Source organism: Streptomyces sp. NRRL S-646, assembly GCF_000720765.1.
GTDB lineage: Bacteria > Actinomycetota > Actinomycetes > Streptomycetales > Streptomycetaceae > Streptomyces.
On sequence record NZ_JODC01000006.1, the window covers coordinates 281216 to 305302 of the forward strand.

Annotated in this window: 19 protein-coding genes; 12 read left to right on the top strand and 7 right to left on the bottom strand. The window is 70.5% G+C overall.

What is annotated here, in order from left to right; all coding sequences use genetic code 11:
* Positions 1-2: 2 nt before the first annotated feature.
* The 8 genes from IH68_RS0114795 (at position 3) to IH68_RS0114830 (ending at position 7567) form a co-directional block, all read left to right on the top strand.
* A complete protein-coding gene (locus IH68_RS0114795) occupies positions 3-884 on the top strand; it encodes a carbohydrate ABC transporter permease (protein ID WP_030934451.1) in 882 nt (293 codons plus the stop codon).
* A complete protein-coding gene (locus IH68_RS0114800) occupies positions 881-1711 on the top strand; it encodes a carbohydrate ABC transporter permease (protein ID WP_030934454.1) in 831 nt (276 codons plus the stop codon). The genes IH68_RS0114795 and IH68_RS0114800 overlap by 4 nt, the downstream gene beginning before the upstream one ends.
* On the top strand, positions 1708-2793 hold the full coding sequence (locus IH68_RS0114805) for an ABC transporter ATP-binding protein (RefSeq protein ID WP_030934457.1): 1086 nt from the start codon (positions 1708-1710) through the stop codon (positions 2791-2793). The genes IH68_RS0114800 and IH68_RS0114805 overlap by 4 nt, the downstream gene beginning before the upstream one ends.
* Positions 2790-3632, top strand: coding sequence for a DeoR/GlpR family DNA-binding transcription regulator (locus tag IH68_RS0114810; RefSeq protein WP_030934460.1), 843 nt, complete (start codon positions 2790-2792; stop codon positions 3630-3632). Before IH68_RS0114805 ends, IH68_RS0114810 begins: the two co-directional genes overlap by 4 nt.
* Positions 3610-4689 carry an ABC transporter ATP-binding protein gene (locus IH68_RS0114815; RefSeq protein WP_030934464.1) on the top strand — a complete coding sequence of 360 codons (1080 nt, stop codon included), beginning with the start codon at positions 3610-3612 and terminating at the stop codon, positions 4687-4689. Before IH68_RS0114810 ends, IH68_RS0114815 begins: the two co-directional genes overlap by 23 nt.
* Positions 4686-5708: a 2-hydroxyacid dehydrogenase gene (locus tag IH68_RS0114820; protein ID WP_030934466.1), complete on the top strand. Its 1023-nt coding sequence runs from the start codon at positions 4686-4688 to the stop codon at positions 5706-5708. The genes IH68_RS0114815 and IH68_RS0114820 overlap by 4 nt, the downstream gene beginning before the upstream one ends.
* Before the next feature lie 103 nt (positions 5709-5811).
* A complete protein-coding gene (locus IH68_RS0114825; RefSeq protein WP_030934470.1) occupies positions 5812-7236 on the top strand; it encodes an FGGY-family carbohydrate kinase in 1425 nt (474 codons plus the stop codon).
* Positions 7237-7339: 103 nt separating this feature from the next.
* Complete coding sequence (locus tag IH68_RS0114830; protein WP_051833426.1) at positions 7340-7567, top strand: hypothetical protein; 228 nt, start codon at positions 7340-7342, stop codon at positions 7565-7567.
* Between the two features lie 3 nt (positions 7568-7570).
* Here the strand turns inward: IH68_RS0114830 and IH68_RS0114835 are convergent, their stop codons facing one another.
* Complete coding sequence (locus IH68_RS0114835; protein WP_030934476.1) at positions 7571-8236, bottom strand: DsbA family protein; 666 nt, start codon at positions 8234-8236, stop codon at positions 7571-7573.
* Between the two features lie 137 nt (positions 8237-8373).
* Between IH68_RS0114835 and pepN the strand changes: the two genes are divergently transcribed.
* On the top strand, positions 8374-10953 hold the full coding sequence (gene pepN, locus IH68_RS0114840; protein WP_030934479.1) for an aminopeptidase N: 2580 nt from the start codon (positions 8374-8376) through the stop codon (positions 10951-10953).
* Positions 10954-11141: 188 nt separating this feature from the next.
* Entirely contained in the window at positions 11142-12188 is a 1047-nt protein-coding gene (locus tag IH68_RS0114845) for a hypothetical protein (protein ID WP_030934482.1), read from the top strand.
* A gap of 340 nt (positions 12189-12528) precedes the next feature.
* Here the strand turns inward: IH68_RS0114845 and IH68_RS0114850 are convergent, their stop codons facing one another.
* Entirely contained in the window at positions 12529-13713 is a 1185-nt protein-coding gene (locus IH68_RS0114850) for a glycosyltransferase (RefSeq protein ID WP_030934486.1), read from the bottom strand.
* Between the two features lie 324 nt (positions 13714-14037).
* On the opposite strand from IH68_RS0114850, the gene IH68_RS0114855 reads away from it, so the two are divergent.
* Entirely contained in the window at positions 14038-15477 is a 1440-nt protein-coding gene (locus tag IH68_RS0114855) for a PLP-dependent aminotransferase family protein (protein WP_107057462.1), read from the top strand.
* On the opposite strand, the gene IH68_RS0114860 is transcribed toward IH68_RS0114855, so the two are convergent.
* The 5 genes from IH68_RS0114860 to IH68_RS0114880 form a co-directional block, all read right to left on the bottom strand.
* On the bottom strand, positions 15465-16634 hold the full coding sequence (locus tag IH68_RS0114860; protein ID WP_030934492.1) for a serine hydrolase domain-containing protein: 1170 nt from the start codon (positions 16632-16634) through the stop codon (positions 15465-15467). The genes IH68_RS0114855 and IH68_RS0114860 overlap by 13 nt on opposite strands.
* Before the next feature lie 103 nt (positions 16635-16737).
* On the bottom strand, positions 16738-18489 hold the full coding sequence (locus IH68_RS0114865; protein WP_030934495.1) for a TIGR03767 family metallophosphoesterase: 1752 nt from the start codon (positions 18487-18489) through the stop codon (positions 16738-16740).
* A gap of 253 nt (positions 18490-18742) precedes the next feature.
* Positions 18743-19570 (bottom strand): hypothetical protein, encoded by an 828-nt coding sequence (locus IH68_RS57085; protein WP_030934500.1) that lies wholly within the window; start codon positions 19568-19570, stop codon positions 18743-18745.
* Positions 19567-19986 carry a hypothetical protein gene (locus IH68_RS51745; RefSeq protein WP_051833427.1) on the bottom strand — a complete coding sequence of 140 codons (420 nt, stop codon included), beginning with the start codon at positions 19984-19986 and terminating at the stop codon, positions 19567-19569. The genes IH68_RS57085 and IH68_RS51745 overlap by 4 nt, the downstream gene beginning before the upstream one ends.
* Before the next feature lie 107 nt (positions 19987-20093).
* Positions 20094-20555, bottom strand: coding sequence for an NUDIX hydrolase (locus tag IH68_RS0114880; protein ID WP_063763518.1), 462 nt, complete (start codon positions 20553-20555; stop codon positions 20094-20096).
* 182 nt (positions 20556-20737) lie between these two features.
* On the opposite strand from IH68_RS0114880, the gene IH68_RS0114885 reads away from it, so the two are divergent.
* Complete coding sequence (locus tag IH68_RS0114885; RefSeq protein ID WP_030934505.1) at positions 20738-24040, top strand: S8 family serine peptidase; 3303 nt, start codon at positions 20738-20740, stop codon at positions 24038-24040.
* Positions 24041-24087 lie beyond the last annotated feature (47 nt).

Genomic DNA, 24087 nt, shown 5'->3' on the forward strand with positions numbered 1-24087 from the left:
CGATGGGCTGGCGGCTCACCCTGCGACCGTACTTCCTGATCGTCCCCGCGCTGCTGCTGACCTGCGGGATCCTCTACCCGTTCGGGCTCGGGCTCTACTACACGCTGTTCGACTTCTCGGCGAGCAAACCGCAGCCGGACATGGTGCGGTTCGAGAACTACCGGACCGTCTTCACACAGGACGCCTTCTGGAACTCCGCGTGGGTGACGGTGTTGTACGCCGTCGGGGCCGCTGCCGTCGAGACCGTGCTCGGGGTCGCCGTCGCCCTGCTGCTGCACCGCTGCTCGCTCGTCGGGCGGGTACTGGAGAAGATCCTCATCCTGCCGCTGATGATCGCCCCGGTGATCGCGGCGATCATGTGGAAGCTGATGCTCCAGCCGTCGGTGGGGGTGGTGAACCACCTGCTGAAACCCTTCGGGCTGGGGGGAGTCCAGTGGACGGACACCCCGACCGGGGCGCTGCTGTCGTCGATCGCCGTGGACGTCTGGGTCTACACCCCGTTCGTGGCGATCCTCGCCCTGGCCGGTCTGCGGTCGCTGCCCACCTCCCCGTTCGAGGCGGCGGCCGTGGACGGCGCGGGCTGGTGGTACACCTTCCGGCGGCTGACGCTGCCCATGCTGTGGCCGTACGTCCTGGTCGCGGTGATCTTCCGGTTCATGGACTCGCTGAAGGTGTTCGACATCATCTACGCCCTGACGGAGGGCGGGCCGGGCGACTCGACCGTCGTCCTGCAGATCCGCGCCTATCTGGAGGCGATCCGCTTCCAGCGCTACAGCTTCGGGATCAGCTACACGATCGTGCTGTGGGCCGTGGTGTACCTGGCCGCGATGGTGCTCGTACGCCATCTCGGCAAGATCCAGCGAAAGGCGGCCGAGGCGAAATGACCGTCAGAAAACGCCTGCTCGGATGGCTGGCGGATCTCGCCCTCATCCTCTACTTCCTCTTCGCGCTCTTCCCGGTCGCCTGGATGGTGATCCTCTCCCTGAAGCCCGCGAACGAGCTCTTCAGCACCTACTTCTCCTTCACCCCGACCCTCGACGGCTACCGCACCGTGCTCGGTGACAGCGAGGGCATCCCCTTCGTGCGGTTCTTCGTGAACAGCCTGGTCGTGTCGGTGGGGGCGGTCGTGCTGTCCCTCGTCGTCGGGCTTCCGGCGGCGTACGCGTCGGCGCGCTGGCGGTTCAAGGGCTCCGAGAACCTGATGTTCACACTGCTGTCGTTCCGCTTCGCGCCCGAACTGACCGTGATCATCCCGCTGTTCGTGCTGTACCAGAAGCTCGGGCTGTTCGACACCTACGTCGGCATGATCTGGGTGCTGCAGCTCGTCACACTGCCGCTCATCGTGTGGATCATGCGGTCCTACTTCGCCGATCTGACCCCCGAGCTGGAGCAGGCGGCCCTGCTGGACGGCTACACGCGCAAGCAGGCCTTCTTCAAGGTCGCTCTGCCGCTGGTCAAGCCGGGCATCGCGGCGGTGTCACTGCTGGCCTTCATCTTCGCCTGGAACAACTTCGTGTTCCCTCTCATCCTCACCTCCAACGAGGCTCAGACCGTGACCGTCGGCGCGCTGTCCTTCCTCGGCGGGGACCGGCCCAAGTACAACCTCACGGCCGCGGCCGCGCTGGTGTCGGTCGTACCACCGCTGCTGCTGGCCCTCACCATTCAGCGGTATCTGGTGCGGGGGCTGTCGTTCGGGGCGGTGAAGTCGTGATCGGGCTGCGCGGGATCCGGAAGACGTACGGGAGGATCACAGCCCTGGACGGGCTCGAACTGGACGTCCGGGAGGGCGAGTTCTTCTGTCTGCTCGGTCCGTCCGGTGCGGGCAAGACGACGACCCTGAAAACCGTCGCCGGGCTCGAACACCCCGACTCCGGCACGGTCGAGCTCGACGGCAAGGACATGCGGGGCGTGGAGCCCTACGACCGGGGCGTGGCGATGTGCTTCGAGAGCTACGCCCTCTACCCGCACCGTTCGGCGTACGACAACCTCGCCTCCCCGCTGCGCTCACCCCGCCACCGCCTGCCCGCCGCCGAGGCCCGCGACCGTATCGGCGCCATCGCCGAACTCCTCGGTATCAGCGGTCTGTTGGACCGCCCGGTGGGTCAGCTGTCCAACGGGCAGCGGCAGCGCGTCGCGCTCGGCCGCGTCCTGGTCCGCCCCGCCCGTGCCTTCCTCCTCGACGAGCCGCTCTCCCACCTCGACGCGAAACTGCGCCAGCAGATGCGCGCCGAGCTGAAGGCGATCGGCGCCGTGCAGCACACGACCACCCTCTACGTCACCCATGACTCCGTCGAGGCCCTGGCGCTCGGCGACCGGATCGGGGTGATCCGGAACGGGCGGATCGTGCAGACGGGGACGCGGGAGGAGATCTGGTACCAGCCGTACGACACCGAGGTGGCCCGGGCCTTCGGGCGGCCGCGGATCAATCTGCTGCCGGGGACGGTGACGGAGGACGGCAGCTTCCGCTCGGCCGACGGGAAGGTGGAGCTGCCGGTGCGCGCGCAGGCGCGGGCCGGCACGGACGTCCTGGTCGGCGTGCGCCCCCGGGATCTGTTCCTGACCGGCCCGGGACACGAGCTGACCGGCACCGTCTATGTCACCGAGGTGCTCGGCCGGTCCGTCGAGGTGACCGTCCGGCTCGGCGAGCAGCATGTGTCGCTGGTCGCCCCGCGCGCCGACACGACCGGACTGCGGCCCGACGATCCGGTACGGCTGACGGTCCGGCCTGAGAACCTGCTGCTGTTCGAGGCCGACGGGCCGCAGGGTCCAGGACGACTGATCGGGACACGATGAGCAGCAACAGCAGCAGCAGCGGTGGCAGCGCACACCAGCAGGGGCCCGCGGCCCGGCAGTCCGCCATGGCCGAGCAGGTCCTGGCCGACGGTTCGGCGACCGCGGCGGAGCTCGCCGAGCGGTTCGGGGTGAGCCTGATGACCATCCACCGGGACCTCGACGAGCTCGAACGGCAGGGCCTCGTCAGGAAGTTCAGGGGCGGGGTGACGGCCCAGCCGTCGGGTGTGTTCGAGTCGAACGTGCAGTACCGGCTGAAGACCATGCGGCCGGAGAAGGCCGCCGTCGCCGAGCAGGCGCTGAGGTCGATAGAGCCCGGCATGGCGATCATGCTGGACGACTCCACCTCCACCCTGGAGATAGCCCGCAGGCTGCGCCTCGGTGAGATCACCCCGCTGACGGTCGTCACCAACTTCCTGGAGGCGATCAACCTGCTCGCCGACCAGCGGGGCATCCATCTGATGGCCCTCGGCGGCGATTACGACCCGCTGCACTCGTCCTTCCTCGGGGTGTCCTGCGTGGAGGCGGTGCAGTCGCTCCGCGTGGACGTGTGCTTCGCGTCGACGTCCGCCGTGCACGGGGGTTACGCCTACCACCAGGAGCAGCACATCGTGTCGGTGAAGCGGGCGATGCTCGACTCGGCCGCCCGCAACGTCCTGCTGATCGACCACACCAAGCTCGCCCGGACCGCCCTGCACCGGGTCGTCCCGCTCTCCCACTTCGACCTGCTCCTCGTGGACGACGGAGCGTCGGCCGAGGCGCTGCGGGACCTGGACGAGCACAAGGTCACCTATCAAGTCTGCGCGACGAGGGGCGGCGATGACCGAGCTGGAGCTACGTGATCTGCGCAAGACCTACCGGTCGCGGGGCCGCCCGGCCGTGGACGCCGTACGCGGCATGGATCTCGCGCTGCACTCCGGGGAACTGCTCGGGCTGCTCGGCCCGTCCGGCTGCGGCAAGTCCACCACCCTGCGGATGATCGCCGGCCTCGAGACGGTGACCGGCGGGGACATCCTGGTGGACGGCGCCTCGGTGGTCGCGCTGCCGGCGCAGCGCCGCAACATCGGCGTCGCCTTCGAGAACTACGCGCTGTATCCGCCGCTGACGGTGGCGGAGAACCTGGCCTTCGGGCTGAAGGCACGCAGAAAGCGGCACCGTAAGGACGTCGACCGCAAGGTCACCGAGATCGCCGAACGCGTCGACCTCACCGGCATCCTCGACGCCCGCCCGGCAGGCCTGTCCAGCGGCCAGAAACAGCGTGTCTCCCTGGCCCGCGCGCTCGTCCGCGAACCGGACGTACTGCTCCTCGACGAGCCCCTCTCCCACCTGGACGCCGCCCAGCGGGACACCACCCGCCGTGAACTCAAGCGCATCCAGCGGGACCTGGGGCACACCACCATCCTGGTCACGCACGACCAGGAGGAGGCCCTCTCCCTCGCCGACCGGATCGCCGTGATGAAGGACGGCGTCATCCAGCAGCTCGGCACGCCCTACGAGATCTACGACAGCCCTGCCAACCTCTTCGTCGCGGATTTCGTCGGCGAACCCGCCATCAACCTGCTGCCCGGCATCGCGGCCGCGGACGGCCACGCCCGTCTCTCGGGCTCGGTGCGGATCGCGCTGCCGGTGCCGGTGGCGGAGGGCCGCGCGGTCGTGGTCGGCGTCCGCCCGGAGGACCTGCGCCTCACCGGCGGCGAGGGCATGCCCGCCAAGGTCGTCGCCCACGAGCCGCTCCTGGAGGCGGGCATCGCCACCCTCGCCCTCGACGGCGTGGAACACGCCCTCGTCGTCCTCACCGGCCCCGAGGTGCGCCTCACCCATCACGAGCGGGTCCGTGTCACCGCCGATCCCGGCCACACCCATGTCTTCGACGCCGAGACAGGAGACTCCCTGCGATGAGCGAACCCGTGCGTGTCGTCGCCGCCGGCGACCACTTCATCCTGCCGTCGCTCATCACAGCGGCGGTCCGCCATGAACTCGCCTGTGAAGTACGTGAGTTGACCCTCGGCTGGCCACTGGAACCCTTTGGCCCGGTGGCCGAGGTGACGGAGGCCAGCGACGCCGAGGACGAGCTGATCGACGCGCTCACCGGGGCACAGGTGCTGGTCACCCAGATGGGACCGGTGACGGAGCGCGTCCTGGACGCCTGCCCGGACCTGCGGCTGGTGGTCGTGTGCCGGGGCGGCCCGGTCAACGTCAACCTGGACGCGGCCAAACGGCACGACGTCCGTGTCTGCTTCGCTCCCGGCCGCAACGCCGCCGCCACCGCCGAGTTCACCGTCGGCCTGATGCTGGCGGCCCTGCGGCGCATCCCGCAGGCCCACAACCTCCTGGCGGGACAGGGCAGTTGGCAGGGGGCGACGTACTACACGTACGAACACAGCGGACTGGAGCTGGAGGACCTGCCGGTCGGGCTCGTCGGTTACGGGGCCGTCGGCAGCCGGGTCGCTCGGGCGCTGTGTGCGTTCGGGGCGCAGGTGATGGTCTACGACCCGTATGTGCGGGGTGAGATCCACGGGCTGCGGGTGTCTTCGCTCGACGAACTTCTGCGGCGGTCCCGGGTGATCACTCTGCACGCGCGGCTCACCGACGAGACCCGGGGGCTGATCGGTGCGGGTGAACTGGCGTTGCTGCCGCGGGGCGCGGTCGTCGTGAACGCCGCCCGCGGGGCATTGCTGGACGAGGAGGCGCTGTGCGACGCGCTGGAGAGTGGGGGGGTGTCGGCGGCGGCGCTCGATACGTTCGAGCAGGAGCCGGTGCCGGCGGCGTCACGGCTGTTCGGGCTGGGCGAGCGGGTGGTGATGACCCCTCATCTGGGCGGGGCTTCGCGGGCGGTGGCGGAGAAGGCGGCACGGATCGCTGCCGCGGAAGTGGGGCGGTGGGTGCGAGGGGAGTCGCTCGCGCACGCGTTGACGTGAGTGCCGCAATGGGTCGTTGTTTGTCTGCCCCGCCGTTGTGGCTGGTCGCGCAGTTCCCCGCGCCCCTTTAGGGGCGCTGCCGAACCGCAAGGGAGACTCGCTTATGTATGTCGGAATCGACGTAGGAACGTCCATGGTGAAGGCCGCCGCGTTCGACCGCGAAGGTCGTGAACTCGGTGTCGAGGCGCGGCCCGTAGGGCTTGCCCTGCATGGTGGTGTCGTCGAGCAGGACATGGAGGAGGTGTACGCGGCTGTCGTCGGCGTGCTGCAGGAGCTGACGGCGCGTGTGCCCGAACCCGTCGAGCTCGCCGGGCTGACCGGCCAGGGTGACGGCGTCTGGCTGGTGGACAAGGAGGGCCGCCCCGTCCGCCCCGCGGCGTCCTGGATGGACGGGCGGGCGCATGAGCTGCTCGATCAGTGGCTGGCGGACGGGACCTTCGAGACGGTGTTCCGGCGGACGGGGAGTGCCATGTTCCCGGGGTGTCCGGGGCCGTTGCTGGCCTGGCTCGACCGGTACGAACCGAGGTCCCTGGACGCGGCGGCCACGGCCCTGTACTGCAAGGACATGGTCTTCCGGCGGCTGACGGGAGCGCCGGTGACGACGGATGTGTCGGACGCGTCGATGCCGTTCCTCGACCCGCGGACGCGGACGTACGACAACCGGGTGGTGGAGCTGCTGGGGCTGACCCATCGCCGTGGTCTGCTGGCTCCCGTCGGCGACCCGATCGCGACGGCCGAGGCGCGCGGCGAGGGCCTGCCGGCCGGCATCCGGCTGGCGAACGGCCCGTACGACCTCCCGGCGTGCGCGCTCGGCGCGGGTGTCACGACCCCGGGGGACGGTCTGCTCATCGTCGGCACCTGCCTGGCCAGCCTGGTGGCCACGACCGATCTCGACCTGACCGGCGAGCCGGCCGGTCTGTACATCTCCACCGACCGTCCCGGTCACTGGCTGCGTGCCATGCCCGCGATGGTCGGCACAGCCGCCCTGGACTGGATGCTGTCGACGACCGGCGTGCACCACGAGGAGGTCGACGGCCTGCTCGCCGGGACCCCGCCCGGTGCGAACGGCGTCCGCGTCCTGCCGTACTTCGCCCCCTCCGGCGAGCGCGCCCCGTTCGTCGAACCCCGTCTGCGTGCCGAACTCACCGGCGTCTCCCTGGAGTCGACGAAGGGCGACCTGATCCGCGCGACCTGCGAGGGCATCGGGTACGCCGCCCGCCACTGTCTGGAGGCGGCAGGCCTGACGGGCTCGCTGGCCGTCTGCGGCGGGGGAACGCGCAGCCCTGCCTGGATGCGGCTGCTCGCCGATGTCCTGGGGCGGCCGTTGCGGGTCGTCGAGGGTGAAGTGGGGGCGCGGGGTGCGGTGTTGGCGGCGGCGGAGCGGTACGGGGTCGCACTGGACGCGGCGGCGTGGACCGAGCCGACGGCGGTCGTGGAGCCGGACGCGGGCCGGGCGGCGTTCTACGCGAAGGCCTACGGGGACCATCTGGCGCGGCTGGCGGAGGCGCGGGGAAGGGCGCGGGCGTGAACGACGCACCACCGGGACCCGACGATTTCGGGGGCGCGATCGCCGAGTACGCGCTGTAATACCGCCTGTGAGTCGACGCGGTGGTGTTCGCGAGGAGGCGTTGATGACGAGAACCCGGGCGTGCCCGACCTGCGGGACGATGCAGGAGTTCCGGAAGCTGGACGACGCCGAACGGGCGGCCGTCCGGGAGAAAAAGGGGGACCGCCACTATGTGGACGACCTCTGGCGCTGCACTGCCGTCGGCTGTCTGACGTACTTCCCCGCCGGACACCTGAGCGAGCGCGGCCTCCTCCCCGAGAAGTTCCGCAAGGAGGAGGCCGACCCCGTCTGAGCCCTACAGGTTGCTGAAGTCCGGACCCGCCGTCCGGGTCCGCTTGATCTCGTAGAAGCCGGGGACCGAGGCCACCGCGAGGGTGCCGTCCCAGAGGCGGGCGGCTTCCTCGCCCTTGGGGGCCGGGGTGACGACCGGGCCGAAGAAGGCGATCTGCTCGCCGTCGGGGCCGGGTACCGCGATGACGGGGGTGCCGACGTCCTGACCGACCTTGTCGATGCCCTCCTTGTGGGAGGCGCGCAGCTCGGCGTCGAACTCGAAGTCCTTCTGGTCGAAGTACTCGATCAGGTCGGCGGGCAGGCCGACGTCCGCGAGGGCGCCTTCGACAGCCTCGCGCGTCGGGCCCTGGCCCTCGTTGTGGATACGGGTGCCGAGCGCGGTGTACAGCGGGCCGAGGATGTCGGAGCCGTGCTTCTGCCAGGCAGCGGTGACCACCCGGATCGGCTGCCAGGCCTTGGTCTCCAGCAGCTCGCGGTACTCCTCGGGCAGCTCGTCGATCTTGGGCTCGTTGAGCACCGCGAGGCTCATGATGTGCCAGCGGACCTCGATGTTCCGGACCTTCTCCACCTCCAGCACCCACCGGGAGGTCATCCAGGCCCAGGGGCACAGCGGGTCGAACCAGAAGTCGACGGGCGTCTTCGCGGCGGAGCTGCTCGCGGTCTCGGACATGGCTCTCCTAGGAAAAGGGTCGTTTCAGCCCGCAACAACAGCCCTGCCCGTCCCCATTCCCGAGTGCCCGGTGCCAGTGCCCCATGGCAGGATCAGCCCTGTCCACATACCGAACACCAGCCGAGGGAGCGCTGCCCGTGCCCGGTGAGAACCTGACCCGCGACGAGGCCCGGGAGCGGGCCGCCCTGCTGTCCGTCGACGGGTACGACGTGTCCCTCGACCTGCGTACGGCGGTGGGGGAAGGGGACGGGGACGGTCCGCGCACCTTCCGGTCCGTCACCACGATCCGCTTCCGCAGCAGCGAACCCGGCGCCGCCACCTTCGCCGACCTGATCGCGCCGAGCGTGACCTCCGTCTCACTCAACGGGAGGGATCTCGACCCGGGTGAGGTCTTCGACGGCTCCCGGCTCCACCTGGAGGACCTCGCCGCCGAGAACGAGCTGGTCGTCGACGCGCAGTGCGCCTACTCCCGCACCGGCGAGGGCCTGCACCGCTTCGTCGACCCGGAGGACGGCGAGGTGTACCTGTACACCCAGTACGAGCCGGCCGACTCCCGCCGGGTCTTCGCCAACTTCGAGCAGCCGGACCTCAAGGCCCCGTACCGCTTCGAGGTGCGGGCGCCGGAGGGCTGGACGGTCTGGAGCAACGGGGTCGGCGAGCAGGCGGACGGGGTGTGGAGGTTCGCGGAGACGAAGCCGATCTCCACCTACATCACGTGCGTGGTGGCGGGCCCGTACCACTACGTCACGGACTCCTACGAGCGGACCTTCGAGGACGGTACGCGGCTTGAGATCCCCCTCGGCGCCCTGTGCCGCAAGGGTCTGGCGCCCTACTTCGACTCGGACGACGTCTTCCTCGTCACCAAGCAGGGCCTGGACTTCTTCCACGACCACTTCGACTACCCGTACCCCTTCGGGAAGTACGACCAGGCGTTCGTCCCCGAGTACAACCTCGGCGCGATGGAGAACCCGGGGCTGGTCACGTTCCGCGAGGAGTTCATTTTCCGCGGCAAGGTCACGCGGGCCTCGTACGAGGGACGGGCCAACGTCATCCTGCACGAGATGGCGCACATGTGGTTCGGCGACCTGGTCACCATGGTGTGGTGGGACGACCTGTGGCTGAAGGAGTCCTTCGCGGACTTCATGGGCACGTTCGCGAACGTCGGCGCGACCCGTTTCACCGACGCCTGGATCACCTTCGCCAACCGCCGCAAGGCCTGGGCGTACCGAGCCGACCAGCTGCCCTCCACCCACCCGATCACCGCGGACATCCGCGACCTGCAGGACGCGAAGCTCAACTTCGACGGCATCACGTACGCCAAGGGTGCGTCCGTGCTGAAGCAGCTGGTGGCGTACGTCGGGCAGGACGCGTTCCTGGAGGGTGCGCGGCGCTACTTCAAGCGGAACGCGTACGGCAGCACGCGCCTCGGCGATCTGCTGTCGGTGCTGGAGGAGACCAGCGGACGGGACATGGGCGCCTGGGCGCGGAAGTGGCTGCAGACGGCCGGCGTCAACTCCCTCACCCCGCAGGTGCTGCTGGACGCGGAGGGGCGGGTCGACGAGCTGGCGGTGCTCCAGGAGGCCGCCGAGTCGTACCCCGAGCTGCGGCCGCACCGGGTGGCGGTCGGCCTGTACCGGCGCACGGCCGAGGGCGCGCTGGAGCGGTACGCGCGGGTCGAGGCGGACGTCGACGGACCGCGTACGGTCGTGGCGGAGCTGGCGGGTGCCCAGGCGCCGGAGCTGGTCCTCGTCAACGACGACGACCTCACGTACTGCAAGACCCGCTTCGACGACACCTCGCTGGCCACGCTGCGCGAGCACCTCGGTGCGATCACCGACCCGCTGGCCCGCGCCCTGTGCTGGTCGGCGCTGTGGAACCTCACCCGGGACGCGCTGCTGCCCGCCGCCGACTTCGTGGACCTGGTGACGCGCTTCGCGCGCCGCGAGTCCGACATCGGCGTCCTGCAGATGCTGCACGCCTGGGCGAACTCGGCGCTGGTCAACTATGCGGCGCCGGCCTGGCGGCAGACCGGCGAGCGGCTGCTGGCCGAGGTCGCCCTGCGGGATCTGCGGGCGGCCGAGCCGGGCAGCGAGCAGCAGCTGGCCTGGGCCCGTTTCCTCGCGACGGTGGCGGCCGGCCCGGACGAACTGGCGCTGCTGCGCGGCCTCTTGGACGGTACGGAGAAGGTCGACGGTCTTGAGGTGGACCAGGAGCTGCGCTGGGCGTTCCTGGAGCCGCTGGCCTCGCACGGGGCCGTGGACGAGACGGTGCTGGCTGCCGAGCTGGCCCGCGACGACACGGCGTCCGGCAAGCGCCACCAGGTCCGCTGTCTGGCCGCCCGCCCCTCCGAGGCGGTGAAGGCGCAGGCCTGGGCGCAGGTGGTGGAGTCGGACGCGCTGTCCAACGCCCTGGTGGAGGCGACGATCGCGGGCTTCGCGCAGCCCTCGCAGCGGGAGCTGATCGCGCCGTACGCCCCGAAGTACTTCGCGGTGATCGAGCGGGTGTGGCGGGAGCGGTCGATCCAGATCGGCATGGACGTGGTCCGGGGGCTGTTCCCGTCCTACCCGACGGAGCAGGGCGCTCAGGCGACGCTGGACGCGACGGACGCGTGGCTCGCCGCCCACGAGGACGCGGCGCCGGCGCTGCGCAGGCTGGTCCTTGAGGCGCGCGACGACCTGGCGCGGGCGCTGCGGGCCCAGGCTTTGGCCAACGGTTGATCCGCCCGTGACCGTTACGGAATCCGGTCAATAACACCCGTAACCCCTGGTCCGACCCGAACGGACCAGGGGTTTTCCATGCCCTATCGGCATCCGAACAAGCGTCCTTTAGTGCCACCTTGTCCGTTTTTGTCGACGAGCGTGTAACAGCGGTTAGAGGACGGTTCCAGCGCGGAAAACCCCCCGGCATGAACCACAACACCCCGCTCCCCCCGGCCTCCCCCCGCCCCCTCCGTCACCTCGCCGAGGTGCACCGCCGCGTTCTGACGACGGCTCAGCTCCGGGCGCACGGCGTCTCGTCCGCGGAGATGACCGAGCAGTGCCGCACCGGCGGCCCCTGGCAGCAGTTCCTCCCGGGCGTCTTCCTGCTCCACCCGGGCCCGCCGACCAGCGAGGAGCGGCTGCACGCGGTGCTGATGTACGCGGCGCGCGAGTCGACACCCGGAGTACCGTCGCAGCCGGGCGCGGAGGAACCCCACCGACCGGTCTACGCAGAGGCGATGATCACGGGCCTGGCCGCCCTGACCCTGCACGGCTTCACCTCCGCACCGCCGCTGCTGTCCCTGGAGAAGATCGACGTCCTGGTCCCCCGGCTGCGGCGGCTCCGCTCGGCGGGCTGCGCACGGGTCGTCCGCACGCACGCACTGCCGACTCCCCAGCAGGTGACGGGAGTTCCGATCGCGCCGGTGCCGCGCGCCCTGGCCGACGCGGTCTCGGAACTGGCGGACGCGGGCGCGGTCCGCCGGCTGCTGACGGAGGCGGTACGCGCCGGCCACTGCGAACCGGCGTCGGTGGTACGGGCGTTGAACCAGGCGAAGCTGCTCAGCCGCCCGCACGTGGTGGACGCGGTGGACTCCCTGCTGGCCGAGGGCCGCGCCATCGCGGAGGACCGCCTGTACCGGATGGTCCACGACTACGGCCTGCCCGACCCGGTCTGGAACGTGGACCTCCGTCTGCCGGGCGGCCCCCACCTCGGCGGCCTCGACGCGTACTGGCCGGAGCAGGCGGTGGCCGTGGAGCTGGACACCCGGGCCCCGCGGCAGGACGAGGACGCGCTGTGGTCCGAATACGCCCGCAAGCGGGAGCACTTGGAGCGGCTCGGGATCACGGTCGTGCACATCACCCCGAAGAAGCTCCGCGACTCGATGGAACAACAGGCGGCGGTCGTCCGCACGGCGCTGATGGCGTCCGGGGACCGGGAGCCCGCCGCGTATGTCGTGGTGCTGCCCCGGTAGTGACGGACCGGGGCGGGACCAGGAGGGGAGAGGAGGGGCCACCGAGTGCCGGTGGCCCCTCCTCGTGCACCGTCAGGAGGCCGGCGACCTCATCGGCTCCGGCTCGGGTACGAGGTCGTACGGGTAGTCGTTTTTCTCGCCCCCGCCGCCCCTTCCCGTCCCGGGGCCGGCCCCCGGACCCCCGCTCCTCAAACGCCGGAGGGGCTGAGTTTTTCAGCCCGTCCGGCGTTTGAGGACGAGGCCGTTCAGGCCGAAAGCGGGGGTCTGGGGGCGGCAGCCCCCAGGGTCGGGACGGGAAGGGGCGGCGGGGGCGGGGAAGCTTCCGCTCGAGTCGGAGGCCCTACCGCGGCTCCGGGAGGGCCGGGCTCGTGGCGGTGCCTGCGGCCACCCAGTCGAGGAGGGTGGCGTACGACGCGATCATGCGGGTGCGGCTGAAGCGTTCGCGGCTGGCCGCAAGAGCTGGTGCGAGGTCGGCCCGGGCGGCTGCCGCCTCCCCCCACGCCGCCGCGATGGCTTGCGCGTCCGGCGGCGTGACGAAGCCGTGGCCCGCCACGATCGCCGCACTGTCGCCGACGTCCGTGGCAACCGGCACCGCCCCGCACATCATGCCCTCGACCAGGCACAGCGGGGCCGCCTCACCCCAGGAGGAGGTCAGCGCGACGACATCGGCACCGGCGTACACCGACTCCATGTCGTGCCGGACGCCGAGCAGGTGGACGCGGTCCCTCAAGGTCCGCTGCGGCCCGAAAGCGGCCTCGATGTCCGCCTCCAGCCCCGGGTTCGACCGTGTCATGCCCGCGCCGCACATCAGCACATGCCCCTCTGGTTCCCGGCCCAGCCACTCCCGCGCCGCCCGCAGGAACAGCGGGACGTTCTTCATCGCGTCGTAGCGGGCCGCGAAGACGACCACCGGTGCCATGGCAGGGATGTCGAGGGAGGTGCGCACCGCCAGGCGGCGGGCCGCGTCGGGGCGGAAGCGGAGCAGGTCCACGCCGTTCGGGATGACGTGCAGCAGCTCGGCCGGGATCCCGGCGGCCTCGTACGCGGCCCGTGTCGACTCCGCGCAGCACACGCACGCCACCACCCTGCCGTCGGCGATGGCGGCCTTCAGCTCGTCGAGGGCCGGCCCCTGGTTCTCCGGGTCGGAGCGGTGCAGGCAGACCACGACGGGGCGGCGCGGCAGGCCCGCCTGGTTCAGGAGGCGCAGGGGCTGTTCCTTCAGGGAGAGGATCACATCCGCGTCCGCCGTCGCCCGCGCCGTGTCGGCCAGCTCCGGTCCTGTGAAGGTGGCCGGATCACCGCTTGCGGGGAAGACCCGGCCCAGGGAGGTGACACCCACCCCGGCCGCGGTCAGCGACCGGTAGCAGGCGTCGTCCTCCATGCGCTGCCGGGTGGCCTCGCGGTGCACCTCGCCATGGAGGCTCAGCACGCGATGCTGCTGGTCACCCTCCTGAAGTCCGAGTACGACGTCACTGTGAACGATCCGGGCACCGCCGGAGAAGAAACCCTCGTAGACCGAGAGCACGTGCAGTCCGCGCCTTGTGCGCATACGACCACCCGCCTTGCACAAATCGAGCCATCCCCGTGGAGTGCGGGTTAGCCGATATGAGGCGGCATGGACGTTTCGTACGGATGAACCCGGCGTCTCGAATCCGAGTCCGCTGGATTACCGGACGGTCTGCCTCATCCGGTACGACGGGCGCGTCCGGCATCGCCGAGAAGACCCCCGCCTTGACCTGCCAGTCCTCGAACACCGCACGGAACAACTGGTGCACCACAGCCTCCTTGGTCTGTTTCTCACTGCCCTTCGACGGTAGGGAGAAATGGCTCGCTGCTACCGTCCAATGGCATGCCGGAATCACAGACCAATCCGCGGATGTCGCAGACCAACCTGGCGGGCGATCTCCTGCTCCATCTGGGGCAGGCCGCCGACGGACCGCTGCACGAACGGGTGAAGCGCGCGCTGCGTTCGGCGATCAGGGACGGCCGTATCGAGGTGGGCACCGCCCTGCCGCCGAGCCGCCGGCTCGCCGCCGACCTCGGCTGTTCGCGCTGGGCGGTGACCGAGGCGTTCGGCCAGCTCGTCGCAGAGGGATATCTGGAAGCCCGGACCGGTTCCGCCACCCGGGTGCGCTGGTCGGGCAGTTCCGACGCCGACGCCGCCCGGCGCGCGCCGCAGCACGCTCCGGTGGCCCGCTACGACCTGGCCCCGGGCCTGCCGGACCTGCGGGCGTTTCCGCGGCGCCGGTGGGCCGACGCGGTCCGCGCACAGGTGACGACCGTGGCGTTCACGGAGCTCGGCTACCCGCCGCCCGGCGGCCACCTCCGGCTCAGACGGCTGCTCGCCGAGTACCTGGGCCGCTCCCGCGGCGTCTCCGCGGCCCCGCAGGACGTGACGGTGTGCACGAGCGTGACCGACGGAGTGCGCCGCTTCTGCCAGGCCCTGCGCGCCCGCGGCATCACCGCCGTCGGCTGCGAGGAGCCGGGCTGGACCCGGCTGCGCGAGGTGATCCGCGCCGCGGGCCTGGACGTGGTGCCGATACGCGCGGACGGGGGCGGCCTGCGCACGGACGAGCTCGCCGGATACACCGGTCTGAGGGCCGTGCTGGCGTCTCCGGCGCACCAGTTCCCGCTGGGTACCGTGCTCGCCCCCGAGCGGCGCGCGGCCCTGCTGCACTGGGCCCGCGAGGTGGACGGCGTCGTACTGGAGGACGACTACGACGCCGAGTTCCGCTACGACCGCCGGCCGGTCGCGAGCCTGCAGGGCATGGACCCGTCCCGGGTCGTCCTGTTCAAGTCGCTCAGCAAGATCCTCTCCCCCGCTCTCGGCATCGGATGGATCGTGGCGCCCGCCCGCTGGACCGAGCACCTGCACAGGACCGACCAGACGGCGACCCAGCCCCCGCCCCTCGACCAGCTGGCCTTCGCCGACCTGCTGGAATCAGGCGCCTACGACCGTCATCTGCGGGCCTGCCGCAAGCGCTACCGCGACCGCCGCGACACCCTCGTCCGGGCCCTCGCCGACCAGCTGCCCGACTCCCCGGTCTCCGGCATCGCGGCCGGCCTCCATCTCCTCCTGCGGCTGCCCGCCGACGTGGACCCGCCGGCAGTGGTCAGGGCGGCGGCCGCCCGATCGCTGCGCGTGGCCGACCTCGCCGCCTATCACGCCACCGAGGACCACGCCGACCACGGCCTGGTCCTCGGGTACGGCAATCTCGCGGACGGCGCGGTGGAGGCGGCGGTGGCCCAGCTGCGCGCCGCGATCGAGGAGGGCCGTCAGCGGTCCTGACCGCCGCAGAACTCCGCCTCGACCACGTCCTTGCTGTTGTCCGCCCAGTCCCCGTTGAAGTTGTACGCGAGGGAGTGCCGGCCGTCCGCGGTGGTCAGTGCCAGGGAGAGCGAGCCGTGGATGCCGCCGTCGTGGCCCCACACGTGCACTTCACGGCCGTTGCAGGAAAGAGGGACATCGGCGATGCCCAGGCCGTAGCCGCCCTTCGTCCCGGCGCTCTGCCGCACCGTGGTCTTCATCTCCTTCAGCTGGTGCGGAGGCAGGAGCCGGCCGGTGAGCAGGGCCGAGTAGAAGCGGATCAGGTCGGCCGAGTCCGAGATCATCTCGCCTGAGCCGTAGGCGATGGCGGGGTTGAGCGTGGTGACGTCGTACGTCGGGCCCGTCGTCGACTCCGCGAGCTTGGAGTAGGCGCGGCTGCTGGGCTGCGGGACGGTGACCCGGGTGCCGGGGACCGAGGTGCCGGTCAGATGGAGCGGCCCGATGATGCGGTCGCGGATCTCCTCGCCGTACGGACGGCCCGTGGCCTTCTCGATCACCATCGCGGCCAGCAGGTAGTTGGTGTTGGAGTACTTCCAGGAGGTGCCCGGTGCGAAGTCCGGCTTGTGGGACATCGCGATCGCCAGCAGGTCCGCCGGGGACTTGCGGTCGTAACGGTGCTTGAAGAAGCCGTCCTTGAGGAAGTACGTGCGGCCGAACTCGTCGTCCGCGGTGTAGTTGAAGATGCCGCTTGTGTGATTGAGGAGCCGGCGGAGCGTGATGGCGCGTCCGTCGTGCCCGTGACCGCGGACGGCTCCGGGCAGCCACTTCTCCACGGTGTCGTCCAGCGACAGCCGCCCCTCCGCCTCCAGTTGGAGCAGCACGGTGGACACGAAGGTCTTGGTGATGCTGCCCACGCGGTAGCGGTCATCGGCCGAACGCGGCTTGCCCGTCCTGAGGTTCCCCACGCCCGCGGTCGTCGACCAGGTGCCGTGCGCGTCCTTCGCGGTGAGCGTCACTCCGGGCACACCGAGCTTCACCGCGGCCTCGACGGCCCGCTGGGTCGCCCCGTGGCCTTCGGCCCCTCTGGCGGACGCGGTGGCGAGCGCGGGTGCGGCCAGGGCCGCGGACAGTGCGACAGCCGTCGCCGCGACCAGAGTCGTACGTATGCCTGCGTTCATGTCGGTCTCCCCCATCTGGCTCGGTGCTGAACCGAGTCGGTCGAGGGAGCAGACCCGGCCCGCAGTGCGAAGGTTGATGCACCGCGAGCCGGTTGAGCAGCTTTCAGCCCTTCTTCAGGACCAGCTCCGTGTTGCGGTCGTTCGGGTCGCCGCCCAGGGTCGCACTGGCGCCGGGGGCGTTGTACGACAGCTCGCGGTAGAGGGCGGCCAGGCCCGTCTGGGTGAGGTCGGCGAAGTCCGTGCGGTGCGGGGCCGCGGACTCGACGAGGGTGGTGAACAGGGAGAGCGTGCCGTCCTTGTTGTCGGTGATCTCGATGACGCGGGCCAGCTGCGGGTAGTCCACGTGGGACGCGGTGGAGATCTCCCAGAAGGAACGGCCGCCGGAGGCCTGGTGCGGCGTGATGTCGTTGCGGTGGATGTGGCCGTTCACCCAGGCGAGGACGTTGGAGTGGCTGCCGAGGAGGGCGATGACCTCCTGGCCGCCGTGCCGCCGCTCGTTCGGGCGTGCCGGGTCCACGATGCCCGTGTTGTCCATCGTCTTGCTGGTGTGGTGGCTGAAGACGATGACGTGCGAGTCCTTGTTGTCCTTCAGCTGCTTGTCGAGCCACTTCAACTGGGCGGTGCCGATGGAGCCTTCGTAGTGGCCGCCCGGGTCGGTGGTGTCGAGGCTGATGCCGATGACGTCGTCGGAGATGCGGAAGGTGTAGTACTGGGTGCCCGCCTCCAGGTTGGCGGTCGAGTAGCCGTGCCCGACCGGGCCCACACCGCGGTACGCCGGGTCGAGGTGGGCCTTGAGGTAGTCGGCCGGGGTGTAGGGGGCCCGGCTCTCGTCCGCGGTGACCGAACGCATGTCGCGCGCGTGGGCCTTGAGCAGGTCCCGGAAGGCCGTGCCCTTCGGGTCGTTGCCGCTCTTGATGTGGTCCTGCAGCTTCTTCGCCTCGGAGGCGGACAGCGACATCAGCTTCTTGCCGCCGACCGCGTACTCGGCGAGCCAGGAGTCGCCGTGGCCGTAGCAGCCGAGCGGCATGGCGTCGTGGTTGCCGACCGTGGAGTACCACGGCAGGTTCAGGCCGGGGCTGCGGACCTCGCGGATCGCGGCGGCCAGGAAGCCCTGCAGATGCGGGAAGCCGAGCTGCTTGTCGCCGTCGCGGACGGTGGAGTCGGGCTGCCAGTACAGCTTGAGGCCGCTGTTCTGGACGCCCTCGTAGTGACGAGGGTCACCCGAGTTGGGGCGGATCTTCCCGCCGCTCATGATCTTCAGGAACCAGTCGAGCTCGGACTTGGCGTTGTTGTCCGTGTTGTCGCCGGTGGTCATCGCGAAGTGCAGCGGGGAGCCGGTGACGGGGGCGCCGCGCAGCGCGTTGATCCGTTCGACCAGCGAGATCGCGCCCTGCACGGTCAGCGCCTCGTGCGGGCGCCACGAGTGCTTGTCCGTGGAGCGCAGGTACTCCAGGCGCATCGGGTGCTGGGAGTCGATCAGGTGCAGGTCGGTGAGCTGTACGAACGCGGCGAGCGCGGTACGGCGGCCGGCGCGGCCCGACTTGGGGGCGGCGAGCTCGCTGCGCACGACCCGGGACCAGCCGGGGCCGTCGGCGAGGCGGCGGTAGCCGGAGGAGGTGCGCGGGGCGGCGACCGTGGCGAGGGTGGTGCCCTTGGTGTAGGGCGCGAGGGGGGCGGCCGGGGCCTTGCGGGACTGCGCCACGACCTTGGTGGTGTCGGTGGTGGCGGCCTGGCTGTCGGTGGGCCGCAGGGCGTAGCCGACGCCTGCGGAGACGGCCGCCGCGCCGGTGGCGGCGAGGACGGTACGGCGGTTGACCGCCGGGATGGCGGCGGCGACAGTGCGTATGCGCGACATGGCGCGATCTCCCCGAGTGGCAACGCGTCGGCAGTGGTCGCGGGCTGTTTCGCTGTCGCGAACAACCCGCTCGTACTGGATGGTTGGCACCGGGAATGACCTGCACATGAACGAGACGGCAACGGGCAACACCGATCACCGTACGTGGATCTTGGGCCACCCTGTGCGTTCACGACCGCTCGTCGGGCGGCCGGGGGGCGGTCACTCCGTGTTCATCTTCCGGGGTAGTGAAGCTATCCCGCAGGACGTTCGCTCAGAGGACGGTGAAGCTGTCCCGGACTGCGGCGTAGGTGTCGAGAGCCCGGGGTTCGATCTTCGGGTGGTACCAGGTGTTGATCTGGTACGACTTGCCGTTCGCGTCGAAGCCGAGGAGCACGGCACGCCAACGGACGCCGCTGAGGGTGAAGGTGTATTCCCAGAGAACCGCGGGCCAGCCCTCGAACCGGGCCTCCTCGAGTTGGATCTTCTGGTAGCCCTGGCCTTGGCGGGCGTTCTTCTCCGAGTCCCTCCAGGTCTTCATCAGGTCTCCGCGGGCGCGGGAGGACTTGGCCACGATCTCCTGATCGCCGCTCGGTGAGGTGTAGTGCACCTCCGCGCCGGTCTTCACGTCGCGATGCCAGCCCTTGGGGGTCACCCACGCAAAGCCACCGGGCTCCCGGTGCGCACCCGGCGGAGGGGTCCGCCTCGGAGCACCGCCGATCTCGACGGGTGTGGTCACCTGCTCCTGCGACGCGCGATGGAAGGAGACACCGAAAACGGTGACGCCGACGAACACCGCGGCCAGCGCCCAACTGACCATGCCCCGGCTTCTGTCGCGCCTGGGCACACCAGCTCCGCCCTCGTCACCCGAATCGAGCGTGTAGTACACCGTGGACTGCGGCGAATCCCGTTCCGCGACCTCCTGCTCCGAGCCCTCCGCCCCGGCCCGCTCCCGCCCCACCGCCTCCACGTCCAGCAGCGACGCCACATACCGCCGCCACAACGGCAGATCCCGCCGCCGCCCCTGAACGATCAGCCGGTCCCACGCATCCGGGCTGGAATCCGTCAGTGAGGCCCAGTAGCGCTGTGCCAGCCTCGTCATGACTCCAGCACCTCCGAGCCACCCGGTACGGCCGGGGCGGCGTCCCCGGTCGCGGGGCCCGGCGGGGCGGGCGGGCCGCTTCCGCCCAGTACCGCCTGCAGGGTTCGCGCGCTGCCCAGCTGCCTGAGCAGGGCAGGCGCCGAGGCCCCCACCGCGACCGTCGCCAGCGCCCCCGTCAGCTGTGGGTGGAAGATCCACCCGGCGCCCGCGCCCAGCGACAGCCGGGTCAGCGCGGCCAGGGCGTCGGACGGCGGGTCGATGTACTTGTCGAGGCGCGGAAGACGGTCGCGCCGCCGGTTCTTCGCCAGCGCGCGATGCCGGGCCGTCTGCCAGGCCGCGATCCGCCCGTAGAAGACGACGATCTCCACGACAAGGCCGCCCAGTGCGCCGTATGTGATGGACGCGTTCCACTCCATGGCCGTCCCCCTCGGCGATGGCGCCGTTCAGCTCGACCCAGCATCCCAGACGGGGCATTGATCCGGGAGAGAGATGACATGGAACCCATACGGGCATACGGCCCTTGTCAGTCTTCGGAAGTCACCGTCACCCGCCCCGCCACCGGCCGCTCCCGCCAGAGCGCCAGCCCCACGTCGACGAGTCCGACCCGCCGTAGCCCGGGCACCGTCTCCAGAGGGTGCCAGGCCGCCATGTCCGTCGAGCCGCCGACCTCGTGGCGGAGTTCGCCGCCGGTCACCCGCCCCTCGTACACGAGCCGTACGCCGTGATGGTCGACGGACCGTCCGAAGCGGCGCCGGGCGGTGCGGCGGATCGAGTTCACGCCGAGGAGGGCGGTGAGGTCCACGCGGTAGCCGGTCTCCTCCTCCACCTCCCTCAGGGCGGCGTCGTAGGGGTCCTCGCCGTGCTCCACGCCGCCGCCGGGCAGGGTCCACTCGGGGCGGCCCAGGTCGTCGATCCAGCGGGCAAGCAGGAGCTGGTCGTCGCGGACACATATGGCGTAGGCCGCCACCCTCAATTTCCTGCGCACGTAGGGACGTTAGTCCGGATCCGCCGGATCATTTGGCACTATTGGGGACTCATCCCCGTAAAGAGCATCGGGGGTTTTCCCCATGCGTCCATATCGTTTCGGTCAACGCTTCCCAAACAACTGTCCCCTGGGTAAAGCTGTGCGCTCGTCCGGCACAGAAATCTTCACTCCTAGGGATGCCGATGACCCTCACCCCCCTCAGACCCGTGGCCCGAATAGCCGTGGCCGCCGGTCTCGTCGCCGCGCTCTCCGCGGCCGGGCCGATACCCATGGCCTTCTCCGCCGACGCGCCGTCCCCGGGCTCCACCGCCCCCTCGGACGGCAGCGTCAAGTCCGCGCAGAAAAAGCTCGGTTCCGACGACGCGGACCTGCTCGCCGAGGCCAAGGCCGACGGCGACAAGAACGTCACGATGATGATCGCCACCGCCCCGGGGCAGACCGAGCAGGTCGCCGGGAAGCTGGACGCGGTCAAGGGCGGCTCCGTCGGCCGGACCTACGACAAGCTCGGTTACGTCCGCGCCACCGTCCCCACCTCGCAGGCGGACGCGGCCATCGCCGCCGCCGCGAAGCTCTCCTCCGTGCACGGCATCGACCTGCGCGAGGAGATACCGCTGGACGACCCGAGCGCGACGAGCGGCTCCAAGTCGGCGTCGGGCACGGCCGGTTACCCGGCTCCCGACAAGAACACGCCCGCCGAGAACCCGTACAACCCGTCCTTCGAGACGGGCGCCGTCGACTTCGTGAAGGACCACCCGAAGGCGGACGGCCGCGGCGTCACCATCGGCATCCTGGACTCCGGCGTCGACCTCGGCCACCCCGCGCTGCAGAAGACCACCACCGGTGAGCGGAAGATCGTCGACTGGGTGACGGCGACCGACCCGATCCTCGACAGCGACGCCACCTGGCGCCCGATGGTGACCGCGGTCTCCGGGCCCACCTTCACCTACGGCGGCAGGACCTGGACGGCGCCCGCCGGGTCGTACCAGGTCAGCACCTTCAGCGAGGCCGCCACCGCGGGCGGCGACGCGAAGGGCGACGCCAACCGGGACGGGGACACCACGGACAAGTGGGGCGTCCTCTACGACGCCGCCGCCGGGACCGTCCGCGTCGACCTGAACAACAACAACGACTTCAGCGACGACGAGCCGATGAAGCCGTACAAGGACGGGTTCCAGGTCGGCTACTTCGGCACCGACAACCCGTCGACCGACGTCGTGGAGCGCCAGCCGTTCGTCGTGCAGATCCGCAAGGACGTGCCGATGGACCCGTTCGGCGGCGACTGGGTCGGCAAGAAGGCCGACTTCGTCAACATCGGTGTCATCGAGTCCGAGCACGGCACGCACGTCGCCGGCATCACCGCCGCCAACGGTCTGTTCGGCGGGAAGATGAACGGCGCGGCCCCCGGCGCGAAGATCGTCTCGTCCCGCGCCTGCACCTGGACCGGCGGCTGCACCAACGTCGCGCTCACCGAGGGCATGATCGACCTCGTCGTGAACCGCGGTGTCGACATCGTCAACATGTCCATCGGCGGCCTCCCGGCCCTCAACGACGGCAACAACGCACGCGCCGAGCTGTACACGCGCCTCATCGACACGTACGGCGTGCAGCTGGTGATCTCGGCGGGCAACTCCGGCCCGGGCGCGAACACCATCGGCGACCCCGGTCTCGCCGACAAGGTGATCTCCGTCGGCGCCGCCATCTCGAAGGCGACCTGGGCGTCCAACTACGGCTCCGCCGTCGAGAAGAAGTACGCGATGATGCCCTTCTCCTCCCGCGGCCCGCGTGAGGACGGCGGCTTCACGCCGACCCTGGTCGCGCCGGGTGCCGCGATCAACACCACCCAGACCTGGCTGCCGGGCTCCCCGGTCGCCGAGTCGGGCTACTCGCTGCCGGCCGGCTACTCCATGCTGCAGGGCACGTCCATGGCCTCCCCGCAGGCGACGGGCGCCAGCGCGCTGCTGCTGTCGGCCGCCAAGCAGAAGCACATCGAGCTCAAGCCCGCGACCCTGCGCACGGCTCTCACCTCGACCGCCCACCACATCAAGGGCGTTCAGGCATACGAGGAGGGCGCGGGCCGCATCGACATCGTCGACGCCTGGGACGCGATCCGCGACGGTGCCACGTCTCACGACGCTGTGCTCAATAACTACGCCGTCAAGGCGCCGGTCGACACCGCGCTCGACCAGGCGCTGAAGACGCCGGGCTTCGGCACCGGCCTGTACGACCGCGAGGGCGGCCTCAAGGTGGGTGACAGGAAGACGTACGACGTCACGATCACCCGGACCTCCGGCTCCGAGAAGGCGGTCTGGCACGAGCTGAGCATCGAGAACAACGCCGGTGACACCTTCCGGATCGTCGGCAAGGACTGGGTGAAGCTGCCGCTGAACCAGCCGGTCACCGTCAAGGTGCAGGCGAAGCCGAGGTCCGCGGGCATCAAGAGCGCGATCCTCGACGTCGACGACCCGAGGACCGAGGGCGTCGACAAGCAGATCCTCGCCACGGTCGTGGTCTCGACGCCGGTGAAGTACACCTTCACCGCCTCGGACACGGTGCAGCGCAACAGCACGCAGTCGTACTTCGTGACCGTGCCCGAGGGCGCCAAGTCGCTGGAGGTCGCGATGGGCGGGCTGGCGGACAAGAGCCAGACCCGGTTCATCGCCATCCACCCGTACGGCACCCCGGTCGACAACACCGGCACCCCGTACTGCTACCCGAACTACCTCGACGGCAACGGCTGCAAGCCCGACGTGCGTTCCTACGCGGACCCGCAGGCCGGCGTCTGGGAGATCGAGGTCGAGTCGCGCCGTACGTCGCCGCTGCTCGACAACCCGTACAAGCTGGACGTCGCCGTCCTCGGCGCGGCCTTCGACCCGCAGACCGTGACCGTCCCCGAGGCCAAGGTCGGTAGCCCGGCCGCCGTCTCCTGGAAGGTGACGAACAAGCTCGCCGCGCTCGACGGCAAGCTGGTCGGCGGCCCGCTCGGCTCGTCCAAGACGGCCCGCCCGACCATCAAGCAGGGCGAGACGCAGACCACCACGGTCGAGGTGCCCGCGGGCGCCAAGTCGCTGGACGTCGCGATCGGCAATGTGTCGGACGCGTCCGCCGACCTCGACCTGACGGTGAAGAACGCGGCCGGCACGGTCGTCGGCACCTCCGCCGACGGCGACTCGGAGGAGGCGGTCTCCATCGCCTCGCCCGCCGCCGGTACGTACACCATCGAGGTCGCGGGCTACTCGGTCCCGTCCGGCTCCACCGCCTACGACTACCGGGACGTCTTCTTCTCCGCGGCCCTGGGCACCGTCACCGTCGACGAGTCGGTGCCGGTGAAGCTCGGCACGGGCGACTCCGCGACCGTCTCGGGCAGCGTCACCGCCGCGGCGGCCGCTCCTGAGGGCCGAGAGTTCTTCGGCCAGGTCCAGCTGGTGAACGCACACGGCACGGCCGCGGGCACCGGCAGCGTGAAGATCGAGAAGGTCACTCCGTAGCCAGTGGTACGGCGGTGAGGGCGGGCGTCCGTATGGGCGCCCGCCCT

Coding starts and splice junctions, on each gene's coding strand:
- IH68_RS0114795 (WP_030934451.1), top strand. CDS start 3: ATGGGCTGGCGGCTCACCCTGCGACCGTACTTCCTGATCGTCCCCGCG.
- IH68_RS0114800 (WP_030934454.1), top strand. CDS start 881: ATGACCGTCAGAAAACGCCTGCTCGGATGGCTGGCGGATCTCGCCCTC.
- IH68_RS0114810 (WP_030934460.1), top strand. CDS start 2,790: ATGAGCAGCAACAGCAGCAGCAGCGGTGGCAGCGCACACCAGCAGGGG.
- IH68_RS0114815 (WP_030934464.1), top strand. CDS start 3,610: ATGACCGAGCTGGAGCTACGTGATCTGCGCAAGACCTACCGGTCGCGG.
- IH68_RS0114820 (WP_030934466.1), top strand. CDS start 4,686: ATGAGCGAACCCGTGCGTGTCGTCGCCGCCGGCGACCACTTCATCCTG.
- IH68_RS0114825 (WP_030934470.1), top strand. CDS start 5,812: ATGTATGTCGGAATCGACGTAGGAACGTCCATGGTGAAGGCCGCCGCG.
- IH68_RS0114830 (WP_051833426.1), top strand. CDS start 7,340: ATGACGAGAACCCGGGCGTGCCCGACCTGCGGGACGATGCAGGAGTTC.
- IH68_RS0114835 (WP_030934476.1), bottom strand. CDS start 8,236: ATGTCCGAGACCGCGAGCAGCTCCGCCGCGAAGACGCCCGTCGACTTC.
- IH68_RS0114845 (WP_030934482.1), top strand. CDS start 11,142: ATGAACCACAACACCCCGCTCCCCCCGGCCTCCCCCCGCCCCCTCCGT.
- IH68_RS0114855 (WP_107057462.1), top strand. CDS start 14,038: ATGCCGGAATCACAGACCAATCCGCGGATGTCGCAGACCAACCTGGCG.
- IH68_RS0114860 (WP_030934492.1), bottom strand. CDS start 16,634: ATGAACGCAGGCATACGTACGACTCTGGTCGCGGCGACGGCTGTCGCA.
- IH68_RS0114865 (WP_030934495.1), bottom strand. CDS start 18,489: ATGTCGCGCATACGCACTGTCGCCGCCGCCATCCCGGCGGTCAACCGC.
- IH68_RS57085 (WP_030934500.1), bottom strand. CDS start 19,570: ATGACGAGGCTGGCACAGCGCTACTGGGCCTCACTGACGGATTCCAGC.
- IH68_RS51745 (WP_051833427.1), bottom strand. CDS start 19,986: ATGGAGTGGAACGCGTCCATCACATACGGCGCACTGGGCGGCCTTGTC.
- IH68_RS0114885 (WP_030934505.1), top strand. CDS start 20,738: ATGACCCTCACCCCCCTCAGACCCGTGGCCCGAATAGCCGTGGCCGCC.